The following is a 23,667-nucleotide window of genomic DNA, read 5'->3' as shown; positions in this document are numbered from 1 at the left end:
GGATTGGAATCATGGCTGAAATAAGTCGTGGCGCCTTGTTCGGCAAGCTCAACGCGCTGGCCTATCGGGGTATCGAAAGCGCTACCGTGTTCTGCAGGCTACGCGGCAACCCGTACGTCGAACTGGCGCACTGGATTCATCAGATCCTGCAGCTACAGGATTCGGATCTGCATCGCATCGTCAGGCATTTCGGCCTGGATCCGTCGCACCTTGCACGCGACGTCACGGTCGCACTCGAACGTTTGCCGCGCGGCAGTACGAGCATCTCCGATCTGTCGGCCGAGGTGGAAGAAGCGGTCGAGCGCGGCTGGGTATTCGCTACGCTGCTGTTCGGCGAAGCCCAGGTGCGCACCGGCTATCTGATCGTCGGCCTGTTGCGTACGCGACACTTGCGTCACGCATTGCTCGATGTCTCAGGGGAATTCGACAAGCTACGCGCCGAGACGTTGGCCGACGACTTCGCCGGCATCGTCGAAGGCTCGCCGGAAGACGGCCAGCTTGCCACCGACGGGTTTCGTGCCGGCGCGGTTGCGTCCGGCGCGGTTGCGCCGGGCGAGAGCAGCGGTGCGATGGCGCCCGCGCAGATGGGCAGGCAACAGGCGTTGCAGCAGTTCACGGTCGATCTGACCGCGCAGGCGCGCGACGGCAAGATCGATCCGGTGGTGGGCCGCGACGCCGAGATTCGCCAATTGGTCGACGTACTGATGCGCCGGCGCCAGAACAACCCCATGCTGGTCGGCGAAGCGGGTGTCGGCAAGACGGCTGTGGTGGAGGGGTTCGCACTGCGCATTGCGCGTGCCGACGTGCCGCCGCCATTGCGCAACGTGCAGGTACGTGCGCTCGATATCGGCCTGTTGCAGGCCGGCGCGAGCATGAAGGGCGAGTTCGAAAACCGCCTGCGTCAGGTGATCGACGAAGTGCAGTCTTCGCGCAAGCCGATCGTCCTGTTCATCGACGAAGCGCATACGCTGGTGGGCGCGGGCGGTACGGCGGGCACCGGCGACGCGGCGAACCTGCTCAAGCCCGCGCTCGCGCGCGGCAATCTGCGCACGATCGGTGCGACCACCTGGGCCGAATACCGCAAGCACATCGAGAAGGATCCGGCGCTGACGCGACGTTTCCAGCCCGTGCAGGTGGACGAACCGAGCGAAGAGAAGACCATCCTGATGATGCGCGGTACCGCGAGCGTGATGGAGCAGCATCATCGTGTGCAGATTCTCGACGAAGCGCTCGAAGCAGCCGTCAAGTTGTCGCATCGCTATATTCCCGCGCGTCAGTTGCCGGACAAGGCCGTGAGCCTGCTCGATACCGCGTGCGCGCGTGTCGCGATCAGCCAGCACGCGGTGCCGGCGAAAATCGACGACACGCTCAAGCGGATCGAGGCGCTGCAGACCGAGCAGACGATCATCGCGCGCGAGAAAAGCGTCGGCATGGAGGTGGAGGCTCGCGAGTCGCTGGCTGCAGCGACGCTCGAAGCGGAACGGCTGCGTTTGCAGCAGTTCGAAGCCGCGTGGGACAACGAGAAATCGCTGGTCCAGCAGATTCTGGCGTTGCGCGCGCGGCTAGGAGGCGAGGCCGCGCCGGGCGAGAGCGCCGGCAGTGCGCGGGAACCGACTGCGCGCGGCGACGCGAAGTCCGACGCATCGACCAACTCGTTCGCGCCGCCGGCGCTCGACGATGACACGAGGGCAGAGGTGCTTGCCGAGTTGAAACGACTGCAGGCGCAGCTCGCCGAGCGGCAGGGCGAAAACCCGCTGATCCTGGCGAATGTCGACTACCAGGCGGTCGCGTCGGTCGTCGCTGACTGGACCGGCATTCCGGTCGGGCGCATGGTTCGTAGCGAACTGCGGACCGTGATGAATCTCGCCGACCTGATGTGCGAGCGCGTCGTCGGTCAGGACCACGCGATGGAGATGATCGCCAGGCGCATCCAGACATCGCGCGCCGGTCTCGACAACCCCAACCGTCCGATCGGCGTGTTCATGCTCGCCGGCACGTCGGGCGTCGGCAAGACCGAGACCGCGCTGGCGCTCGCCGAGGCGCTGTACGGTGGCGAGCACAACCTGATCACGATCAACATGAGCGAGTTTCAGGAAGCGCACACGGTTTCGACGCTGAAGGGCGCGCCGCCAGGCTATGTCGGTTATGGCGAAGGCGGAGTGCTGACCGAGGCCGTGCGGCGTAAGCCGTATTCGGTGGTGCTGCTCGACGAAGTGGAGAAAGCGCATCCCGATGTCCACGAAATCTTCTTTCAGGTGTTCGACAAGGGCGTGATGGATGACGGTGAAGGCCGCTCGATCAATTTCAGGAACACCTTGATCCTGCTGACCACGAACGTCGGCACGGATCTGATCGCCGGCCTGTGCCAGGACCCGGAGCTGATGCCGGACGCGCAGGGCCTCGCCAAAGCGCTGCGCGAACCGTTGCTCGAGGTGTTTCCCCCCGCGCTGCTAGGCCGGCTCGTGCCGATCCCTTACTTCCCGCTCAGTGGCGCGATGCTCGCGAAGATCGTGAGACTGCAACTGGATCGCATCAAGCGGCGTATCGAGGATCGCTATCGCGTGCCGCTCGACTATGACGACGCCGTGGCGCAACTGGTCGTGAGTCGCTGCACGGAGAGCGAATCGGGTGGCCGGATGATCGATGCGATTCTGACCAACACGATGTTGCCTGCGATCAGCCGCGAGTTTCTCGCACGCATGATCGACGGCGTCGCGATCGAGCGGGTTGGCGTGAGCGTCGAGGACGGCGATTTTGCGTATCGCTTCGACGAGTGTGCGCCGCTCATCGCCGCTATTCCCGGCATTCCTGATTAGTGTGACCGGGGCGCCACATGCTGAGGCGGTCGAAAGAAATTGACCTTTACGAGGAGTTCAAAACGTGAAAGCTATTCCAAAGATAATTCATATTATCTGGATTGGCGGCGATATCCCGCAACGAAACCGCGATTGCATCATAACGTTTCCAAGGTTGAACCCCGATTGGGAGGTGAATCTCTGGATTGACGCCAATCAGTTACTGACAGGCGAACGTCGCCGCCAGATCAGCGTACAACACAATGCCAGCACTACTCCGAACCAATGGGATGAGGTAGCTCAACGTTTGGGTCAGGACGGGGGCGATTCGGCAACGATGAGATATCTGAATCAGTATCTGAACATGCGCGGCGAGGATTTGCGTGGAATGCGGGGCCGCCAGGTCAACTCGATCATAAACTTCTGCGAGCAGAACAGGCTCAAGCTGCGCGAGGTGCAGCATGATTTGAAGATGGGTAAGAACTCGACGATTTACCGACGCGAATTGGTCAATCGCGGAGCCAACTTCGGTTCGGCCAGCGATATTCTGCGAATCGAGATTCTTCTTCAGCATGGCGGTCTCTATGTCGATACCGACGTCAGCTGCGTCAGTCCCTTGGGGGAAATCATCTGCCACCAGTCTTACCCGCGATTCTCCGCCGTGCATCCCGCCTGGTATTACGGAATAAGCGAGAGCGACTGGGTGAATCCAAACTGGTGGGAACAGTACGTCAGAGGCGACCAGACGCCATCGATCAGCAACTCGATCATTGCGAGTCACGCTGGCAGCGGTGGCTTGAAGTCCTACAAATCGCTCATACACAGCAACTTCAGATCGATCAAGACCAGCAATGATCTGCGAACAGAATATATGAATGACGTCCGGACGAGCACGATCAGAATGACGGGACCAACGGCAGCAGCGCAGAGTTCAGGCTTCAAAAAGGTCCGGGACAAAATGTTCGAGGAGCAAGTCCGCTCTCAGACCTCGGGTCAGAAACTGCAGAACAATCTATTCATGCGAGATAACTGGTACTTCCCCATGCACAAGGTCAGGGACGGTTACTTTCACGATTGGCTTGGCGTATGAGTTCTTCGAACGAATCCGGGATCACGTCAATATCGGGTTGATCCATAACACGCAGGACGACCTATATCAAATTCATTTGCGCCATGGCGAAGGAATAGATCGCGTGGGCCGGGTGTTCTGTTTGCCAAAGGGCGTACTAATCGCGCCGGGAGATGGAGCGATGCCAGCAGGCAAAAACCGTCAACCTGGAAGCGTCCGGTTCGCAACAGCGGCGCCGATACCGGTTCGATCACCGCGCTGCGGCTTTCCGTCCAGTACGACTTACCCGCAACGTAAAGAAGGTTCGCAGATCACGTCATGGCCCACGCAATCACACTCACTTCCAGTCTCGGCAGCAGTCTCCTGTTCGCAAACATGACCGCGACCGAGTCGCTCGGTCGGCTGTTTTCATATCGGCTCGAAGCGATCAGCAAGAACGCGGAAGTCGATCTGCGTTCGCTGCTGGGCACGCCGATGACGGTGAAGCTTGTCACGCCGCAAGGCTATACGCGTTACTTCAACGCGATTGTCCGCGAAGGCGAGCAAGGCGGCTTCGTCAACATCGACAACGTGCGCTATGCGGTCTACACGTTCACGCTCGTGCCGAAACCGTGGTTAGCGACGCGCAGACGCGACTGCCGCATCTATCGAAGCATGAGTGTGCCGCAGATCGTCCAGTCGGTACTTGGCGACATCGGCTATAGCGATCTGAAGGTGAGCCTCAGCGGTAGCTATCCGCCGCGCGACTATTGCGTGCAGTACCGCGAAAGCGACTTCGACTTCGTCAGCCGGCTGATGGAGCAGGAAGGCATCTACTACTTCTTCACGCATACGCAGAGCACGCACACGATGGTGCTCGCCGATGCGCTCGGCGCGCACTCGAGCGTGGCTGGCTTCGAGCAGATTCCCTATGCGCCGCCGATCGGGCGGGGCAAGCGCATGAAGGCGTCGATCGGCGACTGGGCGACCTCTCGCGCGGTCAACGCGACGAAGGTGCAGCTCGACGACTACGACTATCTGAAGCCGAAAGCATCGCTGCTTGCCACCGAAGAGCTGACCGACTTGGAGGACGCGCACAACGTGAGCGGCCTCGACATCTACGACTATGGGTACGACTACGTTGGCTACGACGAGCGTCTGTCCGACGGCCAGCGCTACGCGCAGGTGCGCGCGGATGCGTTGAATGTGCCGCTCGCGATGAGCGCCGGCCACACCGACGCCTGTGGTCTCGCCACGGGTGCGCTGTTCAGGCTCAAGGACTTTCCGCTTGCCGACGCGAATCACGAATACCTCGTGATCGACGCGGTGACGCGCCTCGTGGAGCCGGACTACTCGGCGGGCGGCGGTGGAGACGATGGCGAGGCGCCGTTCAAGTGCTGCTTCAAGGCGATCCGCAGTCGCCAGCTGTTTCGCACGATGCCGACGACGCCGCGTCCGGTGATCGCTGGCCTGCAGACGGCGGTGGTGTACGGCGATACGCCCGAAGACATCGCCGTCGACAAATACGGCCGCGTGCAGGTCACGTTCTTCTGGAATCGTCAGGGCAAACCGAACGCGCGGAACTCGTGCCCGGTGCGCGTCGCACAGATGTGGGCCGGCAAGCGCTGGGGCGCGCAGTTCATCCCGCGCGTCGGACAGGAAGTGGTGGTTAGCTTTCTCGACGGCAATCCGGACCGGCCGCTGATCATCGGCAGTGTCTACAACGCCGACAACATGCCGCCGTACAACCTGCCGGACAACAAGACCCAAAGCGGTGTGAAAAGCCGCAGCCACGAAGGTGGCGGTAGTGACGACTACAACGAGATCCGCTTCGAAGACCGGGTGGGCAGCGAGCAGGTGCTGATTCACGCGCAAAGGGATCTGCGCGAAGAGTCGGAGCACGACCACGATGTACAGGTCGCGCGCAACTACACGCTGACGGCGGGCAACCAGATCAGGCTGGTCACCGGACTTGCCAGCATCACGATGAACAGCACCGGCGAGATCGCGATTCAAGGCACCAGCATCTCGCTTAACGGAGAGATGAACGTGACGATGGCATCGGGTCTTGCGATGGAGATCAACTCGAAAGCGAATCTGAACATGAGTTCGATCGCGGCGATGGAAATCCTGTCCGAGGCCGATTGCCTCGTGCAGTCCACCAACCTGCAGTTGATCGGGACCGCGACGGCGGTACTGGGCGGCGCGGCTCCGATGATCTTATGAGCACGCCGTCGATTTTCGAAGCAGCGCGCCAGATGCGGCTTTCCACGCGTGCGCAAGCGTGCCTGCGGCCGTCGATGGCGGCGCGTTCGGCGGTGCAGACATTGCTCGACGCCGGACATTCAGCCGATGCGTTGAGCCTGCTTGGTCGTCTTCTGCCGCGCCGTTATGCGGTGGCGTGGGCGTGCCAGTGCTGCCGCCGTCAGTCGCTCGACGAACACGACCGCGCAGGTCTCGAACTCGCGGAAGCGTGGGTGCGCGATCCCATGGAAGCGCAACGCGCCGCGGCGCTCGCGTTCGCGAAGACGCATCGCTACCAGACGATCGGCGCATGGACGGCTGCCGCCGCAGGTTGGTCGGGCGGCAACCTGAATCCGGAGCACGAGCGGCCGACGCCGCCGCCGGAGCATCTGACGGCGATCGCGGCGACGGCCGCGGTGAGCTACATGGCCGCGCTGGTTCCCGCGCGGTTCGATGCGCGCCGTGCCGCGTTCGTGCGCGATGCGCTGGGCCTGCTGAGTGTTCCTGAAGGTAGCGATGGAGGTATGCAATGAGCGCCGCGCAGAGGCTGATTCTCTCGATAGAAGGCGAGGGGACCGGCGGCTTCGACGCAAGCCGCGAGCAGGTGTTCGACTGCCGCGATGGCAGCATCGGCCGTTCCGACGAGTGCGACTGGGTGCTGGGCACGGAAGGCGTGTCGCGTCTGCACGCGCTGGTGCGCTACCTGAACGGCATGTATTTCATCGAGGACCGCAGCACGAACGGCATGTCGCTGAACGGCGCGCCACTGCGAAAAGGCGATCCGGCCGCCCTGAAGCAAGGCGACCGCTTGCAGATCGACACATTCGATGTCAGCGTGCGCTTGAGCGGCAACGGTGCGACCGAACCGAACCCTCGGGCCGGCTCGGTCGATCCGGGGCGCATCGCGTCTTTCGTTGCTGCCGCGCCGGCCCCTGCCTGCGCACCGGCGCCTGCGCCTGCGCAAAACAGGGGTCCGCTGGACCTGAGCCTGCTGCTCGCGCCACGGCGCGCCACCCCGGCGCAGGAGCATGCGGGCGAGGCCGAAGGCCTGATTCCGGGCGTCGCCGATGGATCGGCGCCGGGTGCGAGTCTCGATCCACTCGCGTTGTTCGATGTGCCATCGTCCTACGCCGACGAACCGCTGCCTCGCGTATCGTCCGCGCCCGGTTGGAACCACACGCCTGCGGCGGCCGACCGCTTCCGGCCGCCGCAGGCCGAGGCAGCACGGCTTGGCGGTCCCGTGCTCCCGGAAGACTGGGACGCCACCGCGAGCCTGGTCGCCGCGCGTTCCGGGCAGGGGCGGTTCGAACCTTCTGAAGATGTGTCCATGACGACTGGCGGGATCCCGGCGCTTGTGCCCGCACCGTCGCCGCGACAGCAACGTTTGTCGGGAGATCTGAGCGGACCATTCGCGGTTGCGCCAACGCACGCATCGACGCCGACGCAGGTGCCGCCGCAAAATCAAACGCAGTCGGAAACGCCGATGCATTCGCACGCGTCGCCGGACACAACACCCGTCGTGATCGCTGCGGCAGTTGCATCGCCGGCAGTGCGTGCGGTTCCGACCGCTCCGCTCGCCTCTGCCGCCCCGTCGCCCGCCGGCGAAGACGCTCCCGAATTGATGGAAATGTTCCACATTGCCGTCGACGCGATGATGGACGTGCTACGCGCGCGCGCCGAACTGAAGAACAGCTTCCGGCTGCCCGCGACGTTGATCCAGCGTTCCGAAAACAACCCGTTGAAGTTCGCGCCGACCGCGCAGGAAGCCGTCACGAGGCTGCTCGCGCCGCCCGATGGCGGCTTCCTCCGCGGCAACGCCGCGCTGAACGATGCCGCCGACGACATCCGCAATCACCAGATGGCGATGCTTGCTGGCGTGCGTTCCGCGTTCCAGTCGCTGCTCGCGCAGTTCGATCCGGCGAGGATCGAACGGGAAGCCGAAGGCAGCGTGCGCTGTTTGCCGCTCGGTGGCCGGCCGCGTCACTGGGAGCGCTACAAGGAACAGTTCGAAGAAGTCACGAGCAATCCCGATGAATGCTTCAGGCGGCTTTTCGGCGATGAATTCGCGCGCGCCTACGAAGAACAGCTCGGACGCCTGAAAAGGCGGCGCAACGAGCCAACGTAACCAGCCAACGCGACCCGCCGGCGTAACGCGGTGCGGCGAGGCCCGAGGCCGTCGCGACCCGCACTCGTCGCGCGACGTGTGACAACCCCTATCCGGTTCACCGACATGACCCAGAGCAACAAGGTGGTATGGAGCGAAGGCCTGTTCCTCAGGCCGCAGCACATGCAGCAGCAGGAACGCTATTTCGAGCGTTACGTGGAGCTGCGCGCGGGCAATCTGCGTCCGCACGCATGGGGCTTTCACGAACTCGAACTGGAAAGCGACCTGCTCGCAATCGGCAAGCTCGGCATCAAGCGCGCACGCGGCGTGTTTCCCGACGGCACGCCGTTCGCAATGCCCGGCGATGATCCACTGCCGCCGCCGCTCGATATCGATGCGAACTGGCGCGACCAGATCGTCCATCTGACCTTGCCGCTGCGTTCGCCCACGCAGCCGGACAGCGCATGGCCCGGCGCCGGCAGCGATCAACTGTTCCGCTATCGCGTGCGCGAAACCGAAGTGCGCGATGCGTCGGGCAGCATGGAAGGCGTCACCGCGCTCGAAGTCGCGGGCATGAGCACACGTCTTTTACCCGAATTGCAGCCGATGGAAGGCCTGATGCGGATTCCGTTGGCACGGGTCGTCGAATGCCGCGCCGATCGGCGGGTGATCCTCGACGATGGCTTCATGCCGACCGCACAGAGCACCGAAGCGGCCGGGCGGCTCGTCACGTTCCTGTCCGAGCTGCTCGGCCTGCTGCATCAGCGCGGCGAGGCGCTCGCAGGACGTGTGAGCGAGACCGATCGCGGCGGTGCCGCGGAAATCGCGGACTTTCTGCTGCTGCAGGTGATCAACCGCTATCAGCCGCTCGTCGCGCATCTTGCCGAGGCGCCGCTGCTGCACCCCGAAGCGCTTTACCGGCTGCTGCTCGAACTGGCCGGCGAGCTGGCTACATTCACGACGCCGGGCAAGCGCGCGCAGGCTTTTCCGCCGTATCGGCACGAACTGCTGCGCGAAAGCTTCGAGCCGGTGATCGCGGCGCTGCGCATCGCGTTGAGCGCGGTGCTCGAACAGAGTGCTGTCGCGATTCCGCTGCAGCAGCGCAAGTATGGCGTGTGGGTCGGCATGGTGCCCGATCTCACGCTGCTCGATACGGCGAGCTTCGTGCTCGCCGCGAAGGCCGACCTGAAGTCCGAAGACATGCGCCGGCAACTGCCGACTCAATCGAAGATCGGTCCTGTCGAAAAGATCCGCGATCTGGTGAACCTGCAACTGCCGGGCATCGGCGTATCGCCGATGGCGGTCGCGCCGCGCCAGTTGCCCTACATGTCGGGCTTCCTCTATTTCGAGTGCGACAGAAACTCGCCGATGTGGCGCATGTTGAAGACGTCCGGCGGCATCGCGATGCACTTCGGTAGCGGCTTCGCCGGTCTCGACCTGCAACTGTGGGCGGTACGCGCATGAATACCACCAACGACCGTTCCGCCGACGCAACCCGGCGCGGCGATGCGACGATGGTGCGCCCGCAGCGCGCCGTCAACGGCGATCCCAACGCCGATCCCAACACCGACGCCGGCGAGCTCACGCGCATCGTGCGGCCAGCATCGCCCACTTCGCGCGTGATGCCGGCAAACCGGCCGTCGCAGCCGCCTGGCCCGCCGCCGCTGCGCGCCGAGCTGGGCGACTTCCTGAGCGGTGTCGCCAATCCGCTCGTCCGTGCGGCCAATCCGCTGCTGCTGCTGACGGTGCAATTGCGGCACAGCGTTGCGCCGCCCACCGACGTCGGCCGTCTGCGCGAACAGGCGGTCGCACAGGTGCGCAGCTTCGAGCGCTATGCACAGGGCGCGGGCATCGACACGCAAACCATCGTGGCAGCGCGCTACGTGCTATGCACGATGCTCGACGAGTCGGTGAACAACGCGCCGTGGGGCGACCTGAGCGGCTGGGCGCAAAAGACGCTGCTCGTGACATTCCACGGCGAGGCCTACGGCGGCGCGAAGTTCTTCCAGATTCTCGATCGCCTGAGCGTCGACTTCTCGCGCCATCTCGATCTGATCGAGCTGATGTACATCTGTCTCGCGCTGGGCTTCGGCGGACGCTATCTCGTGGAACCAGGCGGCCTCGCGCGCCTGGCCGACATTCAGGACGATCTCTATCGGCGCATTCGCGGGCTGCGCGAAGCGCCCGCCGCGGAACTGGCGCCGCATTGGCGCGGCGTCGAAGACCGCCGCAATCCGGTGATGCGGCATGTGCCGATGTGGGTCGCCGCGTCGGCTGCGGCCGTCGTGCTGCTGGGTGCATTCCTGGTGTTTTTCACGAAGCTCAACGCGCTCGCTGCGCCAGTCGGCGCACAGCTTGCCGCGATCGGTCTCGAGAACACGCCGCCGCCGCAAACCGTCGCGACGCCCGCGCCCACGGCCGCGCGCGTGACGCTCAAGCAACTGCTCGCGCCACAGGAACAGGCCGGGCAGTTGAGCGTCGACGAACTACCCGATGGCCGCGACACGGTGCGTCTCGCCGCCGCCGAACTGTTCCCGTCGGGCGGCGCCGACATCGCGCCCGACGTGGTGTCGCTCCTGCACCGGATCACGTCGGCGCTGAATCAGGTGAAGGGCAGGGTGATCGTCGTCGGCCACACCGACGACCAGCCCGTGCGTTCGCTGACCTTCAAGGACAACTTCGCGCTGTCGACGGCGCGCGCGCAGAACACGCAGCAGATTCTCGCGCAGGGGCTCGACGATCCGCGTCGTCTCGAAGCGAGCGGCGCTGGCTCGTCGCAGCCGATCGCGACGCCGGCCGATCTGCCGGCGAACCGCACGCGCAACCGTCGCGTGGAAATCCTGTATATCCCGGAGCACTGAACCCATGAACATGCTGAAAACCTGGGTGACGTCCCGGTGGTTCACCGTCGCGATCGGATTGCTATTGATCGCTGCGCTGATCTGGCTGGGCGCCCCCTATCTCGGGATCGGAGAACGGCAGCCGCTCGCGAGCGCCGCGGCCCGGCTGGCGCTGATCTTCGCGATCGTGCTCGGCTGGCTGCTGGTCGAACAGGTCATGCAATGGCGCGCGCGGCGCAAGACGTCGCAACTGTCCGGCGAGCTGGCTGGACAGGACGCGCAGCTTCCGCTCGACGATCCCGGCCGCGCCGAACGCGAGCAGTTGCAGCGTCGCTTTCGCGAAGCAATCGATATGTTGCGCAAGACCCGCAGCAATGGCAGCAATCTCTACGCGCTGCCGTGGTATGTCGTGATCGGTCCGCCGGGCTCGGGCAAGAGCACCCTGGTGCAGAATTCCGGGCTCGAGTTTCCGCTCTCGGAGCGCTTCGGCAAGGAGGCGCTGCGCGGCATCGGCGGCACGCGCAACTGCGACTGGTGGTTCACCGACGAGGCGGTGTTTCTCGACACCGCGGGCCGCTACACGACGCAGGACTCCGATGCGGCCGCCGACGCGTCCGCGTGGCAGGCGTTTCTGTCGCTGCTGCGCCGCTATCGGCGGCGCCGTCCGCTGAACGGCGTGATCGTGACCATGAGCGTGTCCGATCTGTTGACGCTCGACGAAGACACGCGTCAACAGCACATCCGCACCGTGCGCCGGCGCCTCGACGAACTCGCGCAGCACCTGAAGGTGGCGGTGCCCGTGTATCTCGTGTTCACCAAGTGCGATCTCGTGGCGGGCTTCACCGAGTTCTTCGACGATCTCGGGCCCGATCTGCGCAATCAGGTCTGGGGCATGACGTTTCCCGTCGACGCGAGTATCGACGGCAGCGCCTGCGCGCGCTTCGCGGGCGAGTTCGACCTGTTGCTGGAGCGTCTGAATACGCGCGTGATCGAGCGTCTGCATGGGGAGCGCGATCGCAGCCGACGCGCCGCCGTGCTCAGCTTTCCGCAGCAGCTCGGCGCGTTTCGCGAAATTGCGCGGCAGTTCGTCGAAGGCGCGTTCGGGCGTCATCAGTACGGCGCAGCGCCGCTGTTGCGCGGCGCCTATCTGACCTCCGGCACCCAGCAGGGCGCGCCGATCGACCGCATGCTGAGCGCCGTCGCGCGCACCTTCGGCGTCGACGTGGCGCGCGTGCAGGGCGGCGGCACGCAACGCCGGACCTTTTTCGTCGAACGGCTGCTGAAGGAAGTGTTGTTCCGCGAGTCGGGCCTCGCCGGCACCAATCCGCGGCTGGAACGGCAGAAGCTCCTGATACAGGCCGGGATGTATATCGGCATCGCGCTCGTCACGGCGCTGCTGATCACCGGCTTCGCCACCAGTTACACGCGCAACCGTCTCTACGTCGCGCAGGTGCAGGACACCCTGGAAGACCTGCCGCCAACCAGCAGCCTCGCCGGCGCACCGGATCTCAAGACGTATTTCGCGCGTGCGCTCGCGCGCCTCGAAGTCATCTCGGGCGCGCAGGGCGTCGCGGGCCAGTACCAGGGCCACGTGCCCTGGCTGATGCGCTTCGGCCTGTTCCAGGGCCACGCGTTGTTCGGGCAGGTGCATGCCGCGTATCTGCGCGAACTCGACGGCACCTTGCTGCCCGGCGTCGGCGTGCGCTTTCGGGAAGGACTCAACGCCAGTGCCAACGCTCCGCAGGCACTCTACGACTACCTGAAGGGCTATCTGATGCTCGGCCAGCCGCAGCATCTCGATCCCGGCGAGCTGGCCGCGCTCGCGCGCATCGAATGGCAACGCATGTTCCCGCAGGACCCGGCGATCCAGAACGCGCTCGACAAACATTTTTCCGCGCTGGTCGACGATCCGGCGAAGCCGCGCGCGCTCACGCTCGACAACGCGCTGATCGATCAGGCGCGCGCGACGCTGAAGACCGCTGATCTCGCGACGCTGATCTACGGCAGCGTCCAGCTCGACGCCGGGCGTTCGGGGGCGCCGCCGGTGCGACTCGACCAGTCGCTCGGACTGCTTGGCAGCGTGTTTCGCCGCAAGAGTGGCGCTCCGCTTTCGCAACCGTTCCCCGCGCTGTTCACGAGGCCGGTTTTCGCCGCCGAGGTAAACGGTGGAATCGATCGGTCGGTGGACGGCTTCGTGAAGGACTACTGGGTCTTCAACGCCAGCCGCATCGATCCGCTCGCGCGCTCGCGCTATGAACAGCAGGTGCTGGCGCTGTATGAGCAGGACTACATCAAGGCGTGGGACGCATTGCTCGCCGATCTGCAACTTCAGCCGGTGTCTGACATCCAGGGCGCGAGTGCGCTGGCCGCGAAACTGTCGGGTCCGAGTTCGCCGCTGAAAGCGCTGCTGCATCTCGTGCGTGACAACACCAGCGACATGTTGCGCGGCGCCACGGCTGACGGTGCAACTTCGGCTTCATCGGTTTTGTCGGCTTCGGCGGTGGGCGCGCAGGCGGCGTCTGTAGGCGAGAGCCTGGTCGCGAGACGCGCCGCGAACACGCGCCTTGCCGGCGAATTGCGCGATGCGGGCGCAACGTTGCCGGACGGCACCACGACCAACGGCACCGCAAGCACCAAACCGGGTTCGGGCGAAGCGCCGGCCAGCCAGCCGGGCGCCCCCATCGAGGCGCATTTCGCGCAGTTGAACGAGATGAGCGTCGGCACGCCGGGTTCGACGCCGCTCGATCAGATGTCGACCGTGCTCGACCAGCTCGGCAAGAACCTGTTGACGATGACTGACCTGAGCGCACCCGGCGCGCAGAACAATCCGGCCGTGCTCGCGGCGCGCCAGGAGAGCGACCAGTTGCCGCCGCAGGTGGCTTCGCTGATTTCCGGCCTCACCGGCAGGAGCGCGGATCTGGTCGCGAGCGGAAGCAGCGCCGCGCTCGCCAGCCAGTTTCGCGAGGCAGCGGGCAACGATTGCGCGAGCTTCGTCGATGGCCGCTATCCGTTTGCGTCGAACCGTGCATCGGACATCCCCGTGCAGAACTTCGCCGAGCTGTTCGGCGATGGCGGACGGTTCGACAGTTTCTTCAAGTCGACGCTCGCGAAATCAGTCGACACGAGTGGCCGCAACTGGCGCTGGAAGCCCGGCGCGCCGGCCGGCCCCGACGCCGTGCTGAGCGAAGCGCAGAGTGCCGACGCGATCCGCCAGATCTATTTCCGCAACGGCGCGCAACTGCAGGTCGGCTTTACGCTGCTCGCGCCGCAGCTCGATCCGGCAATCGCGAAGCTGACCGTCGAAATCGACGGGCAGAAGTACGACTACGCGGCGAACGGCCCCGCGAGCATGACGATGATGTGGCCTGGACCGCAGCCCGGACACGTGGTCGTCAGTGCGTTCGATACGTCCGGCCAGCCGGTCGGCACGCCGCTGAAATTCAATGGCGACTGGGCGTTCTTCCACGCGCTCGATGCGGCCCGTCTGCAAAAGCAAAGCGACCTGCGCTATCTCGCGACCTTCGACTTCGGCGGCCATGCAGTGAAGCTGCCGATCGCGCCCGCGAGTCTGAAGAACCCGTTCCTCAACGACGAAGTCCGTCGTTTCAGGTGTCCGCGATGAACGGTGGAGTCGGCTTCTTCGGGAAGTTGCCCAGCGCGGGCGATTTTGTTCAGCGACGGCTGCCGTCCGTGTTCGTCGAAGGCTGGGACCGTGACTTCCAGCGCGCGGTCGAAACCGGGCGCCGCGAACTCGGAGCGCACTGGGACGCCGCATGGCGACAGGGCGCGGCGTGGCGCTTCGTGCTGCCGGCACCGGTGTGCGGCAACGTCGCGTGGTGCGGTCTGATCGGACCGGCCGTCGATCGGCTCGGCCGCGCCTTTCCGATGGTGCTGGCTGCGCCCTGTGGCGGCGATGTCGCGACCGTGCTCGGCAATCACGCGTGGTTCGACGCGCTCGAGCGCGTCTATCGCAGTGCGCAGCACGAGGTCGTGAGCGTCGACACGTTCGATGTGCGCGTGGCGGCGTTGCCCGGTCCGCTGACGCACGTGCGACCCGCGACCGACATGGCTGCGTTCTGGCGCGCGCTGTCGTGGGACGGCGGTCAATGGCGACTGGCGATGCCCGAAGGCGTGGCCGTCGGGATGGTGCTGGCCGAGGCATGGTCGCAACTCGGCAAGCGGCCGGGGCCGTGGTGCCTCTGGTGGACCGAACGTGCTGCGTGCCTGCTGGCGACGCGTGGTTTGCCGTTGAGCTACGCAGCGCTACTGGAGCCGGTGGTGTCGAGGGTGGGCGACATGGGCGACATGGGCGATGCGCTGCGCGAGTTCGACTCGGCATCCGCTCGTCAGTGCGAGTCTGTTGCGTTGCCGGGCGATGAAGAGATCGCTGCCGGGCAATCCGGTCTGCACGCGGAGGATGGTCACGATGATCGAGTGTTGCCCGTCGGTTCATCGGCAGCCGGTCACGCTGCAGATGCCAGCGATGCGCTGCTGCTACTCGACGACGGCCGCACGCTGGTGCTGAGCGCCGATGACGGCCCGTCTCACTCGCATCAACGTGCAGCGCGCGCCATCCGCGAGACGGCGCAGCGCAGTGCGGCGGATCTGCCCAGTCTGCGGACCGGCCTGCTGGCGCTGCACGCGCAACTGCGCGGCGCCCGGCACGATGCGCACGATGCGCACGATGCGCGTTACGCAGCGGCAGCAAACGGCGCCGCCCTCGTCGCGCGCTTTGACGCAGCGCAGGTGCGACTGCTGCGGATCGGCGCCGCAGCAGCCTGGCACTGGCGGCGCGGCCAGTTGCAACCACTGTTCGTCGAGCGGGCGGCAGGCGCCGGCGGCGAATTTGACGATCTGCTGTTCGGCGATGCATGGCTCGCGATGCCCGGCATCGGCGCCTCCGAAGAGCCGGATTGCGACGAAGCGTGCATCACGCTCGAGGATGACGATCGCCTGCTGTTGCTCGTCAGCCGCGCGCTCATCCAGCTTCCGCACGCGTGTCTGCTCGAGGCGCTGGCATTGACCACGAACGATGACGCCCGCCTGCATCTCGCGATGTGCGCGGGCCTCGGCACGCAGCCCGCGCAATGGCCGCTGGCCGTGATTGAAGCCGGCTCATGACGACGCATTGTTGCTCCGCCGGCCACACCGAGACAGGCAAGGTGCGCCGCCGCAATGAAGATGCGATTCTGGTTCGCGAGGACCTCGGACTGTGGGCTGTGGCCGACGGTCTGGGCGGCCATTCGGCCGGCGACTACGCGAGCACGCTGATCATCGAACGCCTTGGTGCGCTGACGCGCGAAGGCAGCGTCTTCGACTTCATTGCTGCGATCGAAGACAGCCTGCAGCAGGTGAACACCGAACTGCGCGAGGCCGCCGTCGCGCGACAAACCGACATGATCGGTTCGACCGTCGCGCTGCTGGTGCATGACCAGCAGTTCGTGCTGTGCGGCTGGGTCGGCGATAGCCGCGTGTACGTTCAGGAAAACGGCGCACTGACGCAACTCACTCGCGACCACGTGCATGGTCAACCGGTCGACATCACGCATTTCGGACCACGCGCGCCGGCAGGCGTGGGCACTGGCGTGCTGACCCGGGCGGTCGGCGTCGACGAGACGCTCTACGTCGACTGGGCCATGGCCGGCAGCCGTCCCGGCATGCAGTTCCTGCTGTGCTCGGATGGCGTCAACAAGGAGCTGAGTGATGGCGAATTGACCGCCGCCTGTCGCGAGCAGCACAGTCCACGCCGGCAGATCGAGCGCCTGTTCGAGCTCGCCCTTGCGCGTCGCGCGCGCGACAACATTTCCGCCGTCATCGTGCGGCTCGAAGCATCGTGAAATTTCCGCCATGAACCATCCGGACCCCATCCCTTCCGCTTATCACGGGCGCACGCCGAAGCTGGCCGCGCTATCCGACGCTTTCAGGACACGTTGTGAGCGTCAGATCGACGTTCTTCGCAGCGGGTCGGCACCCGCGAGAACTGGCGCGCGTTCCACCACTTCATCGTCCGCACAGATGGCCGGTGCGTTATCGGCATCCGTGCGCCGCAACCACGGCATGACTATCGTGCCGCCTGCGCTGTCGGTCCGCAGCGATCCGAACGGGCAGGATGTCGTGCAGTGCGAGTGGCTGCGACCGAGGAGGCAGCAGGCATGAGTGTGGACGAGCAGCAGGTCAACGACGCATTGCGCGCGCTCGACGAAGCCCATCGACTACAGCGGATTCAGCGCAACGAATACCGGTACCGCCGACGCATGTTGTTCGAATCGCTGGGGCGGGACACTGCGGGTACAGGCGACACCGTGCGGCGGGTCGTGCTGTCGGGCGTCATGCAACAGCCGGACGTGTCGGCGGAAGGTCACGATGCCGGAAGTGCGGCAAGTGCTGAAGGGGGGGCAGTGCGCACGGACCTCGGCGCGCGACCGCTCGCCGCGTGGGCCGCCGTGCTGCTCGGCGTGGCCGCGGTGGGCGTCATGCTGTTTTGCTGGTTTGTCTTCGCCTATTGAGCCGCGTTTTCGAAGCAGCCAGTCCGAGCGCAACAGCCGCTCAATGTTGCGCCGATCTGCAGGGATTATTCTTCGTCCGGCCCGGATAGCGTCTGCAGTTCTGCGAGGCCGCCGGGCGCGATGTTTTTAAGGACCTCCGCGAAGCGCTTGCCGACCAGACGTCTGGCTCGCTTGAGCAGGATCGGCACCGGACTGGACGGTTCGTGACGTTCGTAGTAGTCGCAGATTTCGTCGATGCACAGGACGACGTCATCGGGTCCCTGGATTCGTCCGTTATCGCGCCGAGGGGCAGCGTTCGTGGGCGCGTCTTCGCCGGTCGACACCAATCCGGCGGCAAGCGCTTCGCCGCGCTCTGGAAAGCGCCGCGCCAACTGTGCATCGACGAACTTCTTCAACTCTTCGATATCGTCGGTCAGGTGGCCCAGATCGGGTCCAGCGGTACCCAGCTTTTCGCTCGCAATTGCATCAATGGCGCGCGCGTGCTCTAGCGCTATCGCGAGTGCTGCGGCCGCATCGGGCAACTGGTGTTCGGGGCAATCCATGCAGCACGCTTCGAGATCGATCAGCGTGGGCGCAGGCATGCCCTCCGCAGAGGGTGGCCGGGTGATTGCGCCCGTCGCGATACGCAGATCGCGCAACGAAAAGCGGCCGAGTCGCGGTGAGCTCACGAAGGGCGCGTTGCGGAAATAGGCGAGTACGCTCCGGGGATCGCCGAGCGGCATGATCGCGTTGGTGCGCGCGGTAGCGTCGTTGTCGTCGGCGGCGTCCAATTGCGGGTGCGCCGCTTCCCAGTAACGTTCCAGCAGACCGCGAACCAGCCCCAGACCGGCGCTCCAGCCTGCAATGCCATGAATGCGGGTCGAGGCGGCGGTCAGATGGATGGCCACACGCAGGTCGTTGGTACGGTTGAACAAAGCCTCGGCGGAGGTTGCCACCTTATCCCAGTCCGGTTCTACGGCGGCCTTCAGGCTGTCGCCCATCGCCCGCTCGGATGTCGGTGTGGCGAGCCGTTCCAGCGCGATGAATTCTGGATCGTATTCGAGGTTCTCGCCTGTCGGCGTGCTGTCATCGATGGGGCGGAGCAGGTGATCTGGATCGAATGGCGTCATGATTGGCTGGCGAAAAAGGAAGGGCGCTGAGACTACAACGACAGGGCGCGTCCAACGAGCGCGCGGCATCAAACGGACAACAGCTAGTGCCCCGTAGTTATTCCGTCTCAACTGATCGTCAGCCTGGTACGCAGATCGAACGCTTTGCTACCGAGCGCCAGGCGCTTGCTCCCTTGCAAGACGTAGAACCTGGGTTCGAAAATCGCTGGCGCGCGTTTATTTGAGACTTCCATATCGCGGCAGTGAGCATGAGCGTGCCGCCGTTGTGGTGTCGATGGGTTGGGCGAACCTCGCGGCGGTCATTCTTAATCTTGAGGTTGCATTCGCAGCTCGGACCGTCGTGCAACGTGGTGAAAGCAATTGCATGCATGATCGGGTTCGCTTTGTCCTCGGCTGAGCTGTGTGAAGCTCGGCGTGGGCGCAGACCGCAGTGTGACAAATTAAAGCATGGTCATCTGTAAAAGTGAATAAGGATTTACGTGGCGTTTGCCCTGTCATCGTCCCACAATCGCCCGACCTCGGTGGCGCAGCCGCGCTCTTCTTCCGCTCTTCTTCCTGTAGGTTAGGCCGCAGCGCGCGGATCCTTGCTTGACCGCAACGCTCGGGTAAACTAGGTGTAAATCTACATTTACTTTGTAGCGCGGGTCGGCTTTAATGTCACAGCGGCCGACCTTCTGAGGTTCGAAAATGAGTCTTCCAGAGCGGAGCATCGGCACAGGTCAGAAGGCAGAGTGGGATAGCCTCACCGGCGAGGCACTGTCTGCCGGTGAGTTCAGAAGAGCGATGGGGGCGCTTCGCCAGTGGCGTGACAGTGCTCAGCGTTTCCCATTCTGGCGGTGTGCGCTCAATGACTGCAAATGCCTTCACGTCCGTTTACCTCGACCCGCCGCTCGTGGTTGTCTCGATTGCGCATACCGCAGGTTTCCTGGCCCTCTTGAATTCTGCGGATGCGGACTTCGGTATCTCGTTTCTTTCTTCAAAACAGCGGATCTACAGGGACATGGACGCCGGTTCCCAACACGTCACCTCGTCGCCCGTGATGCTCAGCGAGTGCGGAAAGGAATTGGCGGGACTGGCACCGGGCAAGCAATGGGGCTTCCTGGGACTTGTTGATGCCGTTGCTGAATGACATCCACCAGAATGTCGATCGAGAGAGAGCCCGCAGGAACTGCGCAACGGGTTCAGAACGCTTAACGCGAGTCTCCATCGTCCGGTACGGTCGTTTTGCAGGTGCCTTTGCCACAAGGCCCGGATGACCATGGTTTCGAGTCGGTAGCTCAGCTGTGAGTAGGGCATTCGCATCGGATCTTGCAAACCACCTTTCGGAACGCAGTGCTGCGTAAAACGATGTCAAATTTGAGAATTGAAACTGCGCCACCGCTGGCACCTGAGTATCTCGCCGAAATCCGAAGAATTCCGAGGACACTCTCTCCGGAGAGCTTTCAAGCGTCGCTCACCCTTTGCGCGCCGCTCCACTCGCGCGCCGTGGGAGCGGCGTGCGGCACGGTTACGCCAGATCTGCGCTACGGACCCGATGACCGGCATTGTCTGGATCTTTATCGCACAGTCGATGCAGCGGGACCGAGCCAGCCGCTCGTTCTTTTCGTCCACGGTGGTGGGTTTGTCGGCGGGAACCGCCGCATACCGGGCAGTTATCTTTATTCCAACGTTGCTGCGTGGGCCAATTCTCATGGCTTCGCGGCAGCATTGATGTCCTACCGTTTGGCTCCTGCAGCTCAGTGGCCAGCAGGTGCCGAGGATATCGAGAGAGCGATTGATTGGCTGGCCATGCATTCCGGGCAACTCGGCATATCAACTGAGCAGTTGATCGTCATCGGTCATTCAGCAGGTGCAACGCATCTCGCTTCTTGGCTGTCCGGACATCATGGCCGAATCCCTGATTCGTCAGCCCTCCGTGGGGCCGTGCTCATTTCAGGTATCTTTGCCCCTTCATTGCTTCCGTTTCAAGGCGCGTTTGCTTACTACGGCGACGATTTAACGCCAGGCCGCTATTCAACAGTCAATGGCATCGGTGCGACTGAAGCTCCTCTGTTGCTGGTCGCGGCAGAATTGGATCCACCGGAATTCATTAGCCAATGGAAAACCGTGGTCAGCGCCAGAACGTCGACACCAGGCGCTAAGACCACGACGTTTCTGATTCCAGACCAAAATCATTTTACGTCCGTCCAGCACCTCGGCGTCGACTCGGACGACCTGGGAGTTGAGATGGCGACGTTCGTGCAGGTGTGTGTAAAGACGTCCTATTGAATTTCCCCGTGCCGCATCCTTGTACAAATGCCGACCGACGAGACTGAGTTGCCGGTAAGCGTCCGACCCAATATCGCGGACGTGGCGCGGCTATGACTGAATAGGTTTGCCTTCACCTCCGAACCGCAGGCCACCGGATCCTCGGGGTCGACTAGCTGCTGCCGCGCCGGACAGTGAGTTCCGAAAAGCTCTGCAGGCATGGACGTCCGCAAAGGAGTCCGCCGAGTGTGCTCACCTGCACATGGTCGGGACTGTACAGTCTAAATAATTGAACTCTTGTTCACGTCTTCCGCTGGAGCGGTTTGCGCCCTATTGTCGGCGGGTCACGTATCTGTTTCGTTGCACGCTGGCCCGTTGCGCTCGGTGGCACAGCGCCTTGAAGGGGAAAACCCTATGTGACGCGCCATTTACTTTTGCATGTGAATCGTGATTTACTTCTATCCAGCAGACCTGCCACCCCCATGGCCGTTAAGCGCTGAGCGATGCTCACGAGAGGCCCCGCTCAAGGGACACCAGGTCATCGGAGTGGCGTTAAAGGGACCACCCCTATGCGCCATGCCACTGTCCGAATTTGGTTTGTCCGCACGGGACCCGCAACGGCAACGAACGAAAGGGAATGAAGAAGTGATTGATTACGAACTGGACAAGGATGGCATCGCACACATCATCTGGAACAACCCGGACGGTCCTGTGAACGTCAAGACCCCGGCGGCCGTCGATGCATTCGCACGCGCCGTCGACCGCGCCATCAACGATGACGCAGTGAAAGGGGCGTCGATCCGGTCGGCAAAACGCGACTATGTCGCAGGCGGCGATCTGATGGCGCTTTACGCAATCCAGACGCCGGAAGAAGCTCAGGCCATGGTGGCTCCGGTTGGCGCGTGCCTACGCGCGATCGAGCGCTCATCCAAGCCGTTCGTCGCAGTCATCACGGGCTCGGCGCTTGGAGGAGGGCTCGAAGTTGCGCTCGCCTGCCACCGAAGAGTGGCAAGCGACGACGCGCGGGTGCAGCTTGGCTGTCCGGAAGTCAATCTTGGGCTGATCCCGGGTGCGGGTGGCACGCAACGGTTGCCGCGGCTCATAGGAATCGCGCCCGCGACAAAGATGTTGCTTGAAGGGAAGCCCATAGGCGTGCAGGAGGCACTCGGCTGCGGCCTCGTGGATGAGATCGTTCCCGCGGACCAGGCATTGGATGCCGCGCGCCGGTGGGTGCTTGATCACCCATCAGCACAGCAAGCGTGGGATCGCGAGGGGTTCCAGTACCCGGGATTCCAGCCGCACTCGGCCGAAGGCCAAGCGTTCTTCGACAAAGCGTTCGCGGAGCGGCAGCGCAAATCGCCTCCGGAAGATGTCGCGCCCCACGCCGTCCTGGAGGTGCTGAGGGAGGGATTGGCTGTCGACATCGATGCAGGGCTCGCGATCGAAGCCCGCCGTTTCGGGACGGTGGCGATTTCGCCCTCCGCCAAGAATCGCATTCGTACGCAGTTCATCGCAACGGGCGCAGTGAGGAAAGCGGGCCAATCCGGAGCCGGCGCGGCGACGTTCACGCCAACGCGCATCGGGGTCGTGGGTGCCGGGACAATGGGAGGCGGTATCGCTCTGGTGTGTGCCAGGTCCGGCATAGAGACCGTGCTCATCGACCGCACAGACGAAGAGGCGCGCAAGGGACTGGATCGCATCGCCAAGACGCTGGACGCTGCCGTGGCGCGACAACTGATGGGGCACGGGCAACGCGACGAGGCCCTCTCCCGCATTGAAGCCACGACTGACTTCGGGCGCCTCGAGGGATGCCAGGCCGTCGTTGAGGCAGTAGCGGAGATCGCGGAAGTGAAGAGCGAGGTGTTCAGGAAGATCTTCGACGCGGCGGGTCCGGACGTCCTCGTGGCGAGCAACACCTCGACGCTATCGATCACGAAGATGGCCGAGACGGTTCAGACACCTGGAAACTTCATCGGCTTGCACTTCTTCGCCCCGGTGGACCGGATGGCACTCGTGGAAGTCGTGATGGGCAGTCAGACGAGCGCTGAGTCGCTCGCTCGCTCGAAGTCTCTGCTGAAGCTGCTCGGCAAGACGCCTGTCGTGGTCAATGATGGGCCAGGCTTCTATACATCCCGGGTGGTAGCGGCCTACTCCCGCGAAGCGCTGCAGATGCTGGGCGAAGGTATCTCGCCAGAGTTGATCGACAAAGCGGCGGCGATGGCCGGATTCCCCATCGGACCTTTGGCCATGGGCGACCTCACTTCCTACGATCTGCTGAAGAACATCTTGACCAGCCTTGCGAAGGCCGGACGGGGCACGGCCGTGCAGTCGCAGCCGGCGCTGGATGTGATTGACAGGTTGCTGCGGGCCGGACGAGTTGGACGCAAGGGTGCCGGGGGCGTCTACAGCTATGGGCCCACGGGCAAGACCGTGTGGGACGAACTGCCGTCTGTTTTCCCTCCACAGCGGCAACAACCCGAAGCGAGCGTGGTGATGGAGCGACTGCTGAACATGCAGTCTATCGAAACCACGCATGTGGTCGCCGAAGGCATCGCGAGCGATCCACTCGCACTGGATCTCGGTGCAGTGCTCGGCTGGAGCTATCCCGCATTCCGAGGTGGCGTGCTGGCGCATATCGACCAGGTGGGGCTCCGCCAGTTCGTGAAACGCAGCGATGAGATGGCGACGGAGTTCGGCCCTCGCTACGTCGTTCCCGCACTCCTGCGCGAGATGGCCGCATCGGGCGCTTCATTTCACGCCTCGCACTAATCGGT

15 protein-coding genes are annotated in these 23,667 nt (G+C 64.0%); 14 read left to right on the top strand and 1 reads right to left on the bottom strand.

The genetic code is table 11. From position 1 onward, the window contains the following. Positions 1-11: 11 nt before the first annotated feature. The 11 genes from tssH (at position 12) to OKW35_RS39890 (ending at position 17,537) form a co-directional block, all read left to right on the top strand. Positions 12-2,816, top strand: coding sequence for a type VI secretion system ATPase TssH (tssH, locus tag OKW35_RS39940; protein ID WP_429554938.1), 2,805 nt, complete (start codon positions 12-14; stop codon positions 2,814-2,816). A 64-nt stretch (positions 2,817-2,880) separates the two neighbouring features. Further along, the gene (locus tag OKW35_RS39935) at positions 2,881-3,885 is read left to right on the top strand and encodes a TcdA/TcdB catalytic glycosyltransferase domain-containing protein (RefSeq protein WP_429357092.1); all 1,005 of its coding nucleotides are present in this window, start codon (positions 2,881-2,883) and stop codon (positions 3,883-3,885) included. Positions 3,886-4,182: 297 nt separating this feature from the next. Next, the gene (gene tssI / locus OKW35_RS39930) at positions 4,183-6,069 is read left to right on the top strand and encodes a type VI secretion system tip protein TssI/VgrG (protein ID WP_429554937.1); all 1,887 of its coding nucleotides are present in this window, start codon (positions 4,183-4,185) and stop codon (positions 6,067-6,069) included. Beyond that, on the top strand, positions 6,066-6,620 hold the full coding sequence (locus tag OKW35_RS39925) for a DUF6931 family protein (RefSeq protein WP_429554936.1): 555 nt from the start codon (positions 6,066-6,068) through the stop codon (positions 6,618-6,620). Before tssI ends, OKW35_RS39925 begins: the two co-directional genes overlap by 4 nt. Further along, complete coding sequence (gene tagH, locus OKW35_RS39920) at positions 6,617-8,212, top strand: type VI secretion system-associated FHA domain protein TagH (protein WP_429554935.1); 1,596 nt, start codon at positions 6,617-6,619, stop codon at positions 8,210-8,212. Before OKW35_RS39925 ends, tagH begins: the two co-directional genes overlap by 4 nt. A 105-nt stretch (positions 8,213-8,317) precedes the next feature. Next, on the top strand, positions 8,318-9,655 hold the full coding sequence (gene tssK, locus OKW35_RS39915) for a type VI secretion system baseplate subunit TssK (protein WP_429357096.1): 1,338 nt from the start codon (positions 8,318-8,320) through the stop codon (positions 9,653-9,655). Further along, complete coding sequence (gene icmH, locus OKW35_RS39910; RefSeq protein ID WP_429554934.1) at positions 9,652-11,052, top strand: type IVB secretion system protein IcmH/DotU; 1,401 nt, start codon at positions 9,652-9,654, stop codon at positions 11,050-11,052. The genes tssK and icmH overlap by 4 nt, the downstream gene beginning before the upstream one ends. Before the next feature lie 4 nt (positions 11,053-11,056). Beyond that, positions 11,057-14,653 carry a type VI secretion system membrane subunit TssM gene (gene tssM, locus OKW35_RS39905; RefSeq protein ID WP_429554933.1) on the top strand — a complete coding sequence of 1,199 codons (3,597 nt, stop codon included), beginning with the start codon at positions 11,057-11,059 and terminating at the stop codon, positions 14,651-14,653. Next, positions 14,650-16,152 carry a type VI secretion system-associated protein TagF gene (gene tagF / locus OKW35_RS39900; RefSeq protein WP_429554932.1) on the top strand — a complete coding sequence of 501 codons (1,503 nt, stop codon included), beginning with the start codon at positions 14,650-14,652 and terminating at the stop codon, positions 16,150-16,152. The genes tssM and tagF overlap by 4 nt, the downstream gene beginning before the upstream one ends. Further along, positions 16,149-16,868: a PP2C family protein-serine/threonine phosphatase gene (locus tag OKW35_RS39895; protein ID WP_429554931.1), complete on the top strand. Its 720-nt coding sequence runs from the start codon at positions 16,149-16,151 to the stop codon at positions 16,866-16,868. Before tagF ends, OKW35_RS39895 begins: the two co-directional genes overlap by 4 nt. Positions 16,869-17,189: 321 nt before the next feature. Beyond that, positions 17,190-17,537, top strand: coding sequence for a hypothetical protein (locus tag OKW35_RS39890; protein WP_187626821.1), 348 nt, complete (start codon positions 17,190-17,192; stop codon positions 17,535-17,537). 65 nt (positions 17,538-17,602) lie between these two features. Here the strand turns inward: OKW35_RS39890 and tssA are convergent, their stop codons facing one another. Continuing rightward, positions 17,603-18,715, bottom strand: coding sequence for a type VI secretion system protein TssA (gene tssA, locus OKW35_RS39885; RefSeq protein WP_429555131.1), 1,113 nt, complete (start codon positions 18,713-18,715; stop codon positions 17,603-17,605). 697 nt (positions 18,716-19,412) lie between these two features. On the opposite strand from tssA, the gene OKW35_RS39880 reads away from it, so the two are divergent. The 3 genes from OKW35_RS39880 (at position 19,413) to OKW35_RS39870 (ending at position 23,662) form a co-directional block, all read left to right on the top strand. Then, positions 19,413-19,775, top strand: a complete 363-nt coding sequence (locus OKW35_RS39880) for a flavin reductase family protein (protein ID WP_429491840.1) — start codon at positions 19,413-19,415, stop codon at positions 19,773-19,775. A gap of 179 nt (positions 19,776-19,954) precedes the next feature. Then, positions 19,955-20,914 carry an alpha/beta hydrolase gene (locus tag OKW35_RS39875; protein WP_429554930.1) on the top strand — a complete coding sequence of 320 codons (960 nt, stop codon included), beginning with the start codon at positions 19,955-19,957 and terminating at the stop codon, positions 20,912-20,914. 555 nt (positions 20,915-21,469) lie between these two features. Further along, positions 21,470-23,662 (top strand): 3-hydroxyacyl-CoA dehydrogenase NAD-binding domain-containing protein, encoded by a 2,193-nt coding sequence (locus OKW35_RS39870; RefSeq protein ID WP_429554929.1) that lies wholly within the window; start codon positions 21,470-21,472, stop codon positions 23,660-23,662. The last annotated feature ends 5 nt before the right edge of the window (positions 23,663-23,667 follow it).

The sequence above is a fragment of the Paraburkholderia sp. MM5477-R1 genome, from assembly GCF_050436385.1.
GTDB classification, from domain to species: domain Bacteria; phylum Pseudomonadota; class Gammaproteobacteria; order Burkholderiales; family Burkholderiaceae; genus Paraburkholderia; species Paraburkholderia tuberum.
This window is presented reverse-complemented; position numbering and strand designations above follow the sequence as displayed.

Coding starts and splice junctions, on each gene's coding strand:
- icmH (WP_429554934.1), top strand. CDS start 9,652: ATGAATACCACCAACGACCGTTCCGCCGACGCAACCCGGCGCGGCGAT.
- OKW35_RS39925 (WP_429554936.1), top strand. CDS start 6,066: ATGAGCACGCCGTCGATTTTCGAAGCAGCGCGCCAGATGCGGCTTTCC.
- tssM (WP_429554933.1), top strand. CDS start 11,057: ATGAACATGCTGAAAACCTGGGTGACGTCCCGGTGGTTCACCGTCGCG.
- tssI (WP_429554937.1), top strand. CDS start 4,183: ATGGCCCACGCAATCACACTCACTTCCAGTCTCGGCAGCAGTCTCCTG.
- tagH (WP_429554935.1), top strand. CDS start 6,617: ATGAGCGCCGCGCAGAGGCTGATTCTCTCGATAGAAGGCGAGGGGACC.
- OKW35_RS39895 (WP_429554931.1), top strand. CDS start 16,149: ATGACGACGCATTGTTGCTCCGCCGGCCACACCGAGACAGGCAAGGTG.
- tssA (WP_429555131.1), bottom strand. CDS start 18,715: ATGCCGCGCGCTCGTTGGACGCGCCCTGTCGTTGTAGTCTCAGCGCCC.
- tssH (WP_429554938.1), top strand. CDS start 12: ATGGCTGAAATAAGTCGTGGCGCCTTGTTCGGCAAGCTCAACGCGCTG.
- tssK (WP_429357096.1), top strand. CDS start 8,318: ATGACCCAGAGCAACAAGGTGGTATGGAGCGAAGGCCTGTTCCTCAGG.
- tagF (WP_429554932.1), top strand. CDS start 14,650: ATGAACGGTGGAGTCGGCTTCTTCGGGAAGTTGCCCAGCGCGGGCGAT.
- OKW35_RS39870 (WP_429554929.1), top strand. CDS start 21,470: ATGCCACTGTCCGAATTTGGTTTGTCCGCACGGGACCCGCAACGGCAA.